Genomic DNA, 885 nt, shown 5'->3' with positions numbered 1-885 from the left:
AAAGCAAACACGTTCGTAGACATGGGTTTCCAGCGAACGGCATTTGCCGTCCGTGCTATTGGCAACCGGATCCAGGCCCTTGCGTCTGTGTAGTGGTTATGGCTTGCGCCACAGCACGCCGGTGCCATCAATTTCCACGATCTCGGCGGATATCTCGTGCTTCTCGCGGTAGTCGGTGACAGCCTGCTCACATGCTTTGAGTGCGTAATAGTCGTCGATGATGCAATAACCGCCGGACGACAACCGTGGATAAAGCGCATCAAGGGCCTGAATCGTCGATTCATAGAGATCACCATCTAGCCTCAACACCGAGATCCGATCAATCGGCGCTTCAGCCAGCGTGTCCTTGAACCAACCCGGCAGAAAACGAACCTGGTCATCCAGCAGCCCATAACGCTCAAAATTCGCCCGAACTTCAGCCTCGGAAATCCCCAGCACGTTCGCGTGCCGATGCAGCTTAATCCCTTTATCAGCTTGGTAATTCACCGTATCCGGGGGTGGCACACCCGCAAACGAATCGGCAAGCCAGACACGCCGCGTCTGATCCCCGTACGCGGACAAAACGGCGCGCATCAAAATCGAAGCGCCTCCCCGCCATACCCCACATTCGACCAGATCACCCGGAACTTCGTCAGCGAGCACCGTCTCGACGCACTGCTGCAAACTGGTCAGCCGCTGCATCCCAATCATCGTCAACGCATCCGCGGGCCAATCGAGGCCGCGATCCCGCGCATATTCGTTGAACGGCCGCTTACGCACGAGCATGAAATTCCGGGCATTGAACAACGGCCGCCCTAGCCGATACCACCCGACCGGCACCAGCTCGTCCTGGCCGTATCGAGTGAGGTCACGACGGAGCAGATCGAGGTACGCAGACCGCGAGTC

The 885-nt window shown here is 58.0% G+C and carries 1 protein-coding gene; it reads right to left on the bottom strand.

All coding sequences use genetic code 11. The annotated features are described in order from the left end of the window. Nucleotides 1–96: 96 nt before the first annotated feature. A partial coding sequence (locus tag ACZY0B_RS27815; RefSeq protein WP_463767432.1) for a TylF/MycF/NovP-related O-methyltransferase occupies nt 97–885 on the bottom strand: 789 nt, incomplete at its 5' end.

This window comes from Mycobacterium sp. IDUB_19 (assembly GCF_055419445.1).
Note: the sequence above shows the minus strand (reverse complement) of the source record. Positions and strands in the feature narration are given on the sequence as shown.